Source organism: Streptomyces durocortorensis (assembly GCF_016901035.1).
GTDB lineage: Bacteria > Actinomycetota > Actinomycetes > Streptomycetales > Streptomycetaceae > Streptomyces > Streptomyces durocortorensis.
Map to the genome: position 1 here is coordinate 1 of NZ_JAFEUF010000399.1, position 3,637 is coordinate 3,637.

Annotated in this window: 1 protein-coding gene; it reads left to right on the top strand. The window is 75.0% G+C overall.

The annotated features are described in order from the left end of the window. Positions 1-3,637: SDR family NAD(P)-dependent oxidoreductase (locus JS521_RS34530; protein WP_205086821.1), on the top strand; the 3,637-nt coding region annotated here is incomplete at both ends.

Genomic DNA, 3,637 nt, shown 5'->3' on the forward strand with positions numbered 1-3,637 from the left:
GGCGCCCTGTCCGCCCTCGTACCGCACCTCACCGAGGACACGACCGCCGCCCCCGCCCTGCGCCCCGGCCACGACGAACACGCCACACTGCTGCGCGGCATCGCACGCCTCCACACACGCGGTGCCGATCTCGACCGGCCCGCCGTGTTCGCGCGCGGCGGCGGCCGGCGTGTCGCACTGCCCCTGTACGCCTTCGCCGCCGACCACTACTGGCCCTCCGGCATCTCCTGGGCGGGCGATGTCGCGTCCGCAGGCCTCGGCGTCACCGATCACCCGCTGCTGGGCGCGGGTGTCGCGCTCGCGGAGGACGACGGATACCTCTTCACCTCCCGGATCTCCCCGGCCACCCAGCCGTGGCTGGCACAGCACCGGGTGCACGGCCGCATCGTGGTGCCCGGCACGGCGTTCGTGGACCTCGCGATACGAGCCGGTGAGCAGGCGCAGACCGAACAACTCGACGAGCTGGTCCTGGAAGCACCGCTGATCGTGCCCGAGAACGGCGCCGTGCAGGTACAACTGGCCGTGGGCGCAGCCGACGACGAGGGCAGACGGACCCTCACCGTGCACTCCCGGCGCGAGGACGGGGGCACGTTCGACGGCTGGCCGGACCGCCCCTGGACCCGCAACGCCACCGGTGTCCTCGCCCCCCGGCCCCACACCGTCACCGAGGACCCCGAACTCGTCGGCGTATGGCCACCCCAGGACACCACCCCCACCGACCCGGCCGCGCTCTACGAGCGGCTCGCGACCGCCGGACTGGAGTACGGCGACCTGTTCCGCGGCGTATCCGCCGCGTGGACGCGTGGCACGGACGTCTTCGCCGAACTCACCCTGCCCCAGAGCGCCGCCACCGGCTTCGGACTGCACCCGGCCCTGCTCGACGCCGCGCTCCAGTCGGCCGCCGTACAGGGGGACGGCACCGCGACGGGCCTGCCCTTCTCCTGGTCCGGGGTGACCCTCTGGGCATCCGGGGCGACCCTCCTGAGAGCCCGGGTCTCGCCCGCGGACGGCGGCGACGGCCTCCGGGTACGGGCAGTCGACCCGGCCGGCAGCCCGGTCGTCACCGTGGAGCGCGTCGTCACCCGGCCCACACCGGTCCTCACCGACGAGGCACGACAGCCCGACGACCTCTACCGGCTGGAGTGGACGCCCCTCCCGGCGGCCGGCCCCGGACCCGGCGAGCTCGCGCAGTTCGGCGGCGGCGAAGCGCTGGTCGACCGGGCGGGCACCCTCGACGCCCTCGCCGGCAACGGCCGGACCCCCACCCATCTGGTGCTGTCCGCCTGCCCGGACGCGCACCCCCCCACCGACGCGCAGGCTGCGCTCGCCCGCACCACCGCGGTGCTCCGGCAGCTGCGGTCCTGGCTCGGCGACGACCGGTACGCGGACAGCACCCTGATCGTCGCCACCCGCGGCGCGGTGCAGGCGGACCCCGCCGACACCCTGCCCGATGTGGCGGGAGCCGCCGTATGGGGTCTGGTGCGCTCGGCGCAGTCGGAACACCCCGGCCGGATCGTCCTGGCCGATCTGGACACGGCGGCCGGGGACGACGCCCGGGCACTCGCCCTCGCCGTCATGTCCGGTGACCCGCAGACCGCCGTACGCGGGGACACCGTGCTCGCGGCACGGCTGACGACCGCGGACCGCGGCCTCGTGCCGCCCCCCGGTCAGGCGTGGCGGGTGGGAGTGCCCGAGCGCGGCGCCGTGGAGAACGTGGCGTTGCTCGCGGCGCCGGACGCGGCGGGAGAACTCCGGCCGGGTCAGGTGCGGGTGGCGGTGCGCGCGGCGGGGGTCAACTTCCGTGACGTGCTGAACGTACTGGGGATGTACCCGGGCGAGGTGCTGGTGGGCGGCGAGGCCGCCGGCGTGGTCGTGGAGGTGGGCCCCGGGGTGTCCCGCTGCGCGGTGGGGGACCGGGTGATGGGGTTCTTCGACGGTGCGATGGGTCCGCTGGCGGTGACCGATGAGCGGCTGGTGGCCCAGATGCCGCACGGCTGGACTTTCGCGCAGGCGGCGGCGGTGCCGATCGCCTTCGTGACGGCGTACTACGGACTGGTGGACCTGGCGGGGCTGCTCGCCGGCGAGTCGGTGCTGGTACACGCGGCGGCCGGTGGCGTCGGGATGGCGGCGGTGCAGCTGGCACGCCACCTGGGCGCGGAGACGTACGGGACGGCGTCGCCCGCGAAGTGGACAGCCACAGGACTGGACGCGCAGCATCTCGCGTCGTCGCGGGACACCGGGTTCGAGGAGACGTTCAGGGAGCGGACCGGCGGGCGCGGAGTCGACGTGGTCCTCAACGCGTTGGCCGGTGAGTTCGTCGACGCCTCGGCACGCCTGCTGGTGCCGGGGGGACGGTTCGTGGAGATGGGCAAGGCGGACGTGCGGGAGGCAGACGCGTTCGCCGGGCGTGGCTACCGGGCGTTCGACCTGCAGGAGGCGGGGCCGGAGCGGATCGGGGAGATCCTGACCGACATCCTGGAGCTGTTCGCGGCAGGAACGCTCCAGCTGCCGCCGGTGCGGGTCTTCGACGTGCGGCGGGCACCGGAGGCGTTCCGTTTCATGAGCCAGGCCCGGCACGTGGGCAAGGTCGTGCTGTCGGTGCCGGGCGGGTGGAACGCGCAAGGCACGGTCCTGGTGACCGGCGGCACGGGAGCACTCGGCGCCCTCACCGCCCGACACCTGGTCACCGAACACGGCGTGCGCCACCTGCTGCTGGCCGGACGACGGGGAGCACAAGCCGACGGCGCCGGCGAACTGAGCGCCGAACTGGCCGCCCTGGGAGCCGAGGTCACCGTCGCGGCCTGTGACGTCACCGATCCCGAGGCACTGAAAGCCCTGCTCGCCGAAGTCCCGGAGCAGCATCCGCTCACCGCCGTGGTGCACGCGGCCGGCATCCTCGACGACGGCCTGGTCGAGTCGCTCACCGAGGACCGGCTCGAGGCCGTCCTCGCACCCAAGACCGCCGCCGCCGCCCTGCACGAGGCAACGGCCGGCACCGACCTGGCCGCGTTCGTCATGTACTCCTCGATGTCCGGGACCTTCGGCAGCCCCGGGCAGGGCAACTACGCGGCGGCCAACGCCTACCTGGACGCTCTCGCCCGGCACCGGCACGCCCGCGGACTGCCCGCGCTGTCCCTTGCCTGGGGCCCCTGGGCCGGCGCCGGCGGCATGGCCGACACGCTCGCCGAGTCCGAGGCGGCCCGCATCGGCCGCTCCGGATTCCCGCCGCTGAGCCCCGAGCGCGGCCTCGGCCTGCTGGAGACCGCCCTGGCACTGCCCGACCCGGCACTGCTGCCCACCGTGCTGGACACCGCCCGGCTCGCCGCTTCCCCGACGACGCTGCCCCCGCTGCTGCACGGCCTGGTCCGACCCGCACGGCGGGTCGCCGACCGTTCCGTCGCCCCGGGCGGCCTCGCCGACCGGCTGCGCCGGCTGCCCGCGGAGGACCGGACCCGCACCGCGCTCGAACTGGTCCGCGGCCAGGTCGCCTCGGTGCTCGGCTTCGCCTCGCCGGACGCGGTCGACCCGTCCCGGCCGTTCAAGGACCTCGGCTTCGACTCGCTGACCTCGGTGGAACTGCGCAACCGCATCGGCCAGACGGCCGGCCGCAGGCTCCCCGCGACCCTCGTCTTCGACC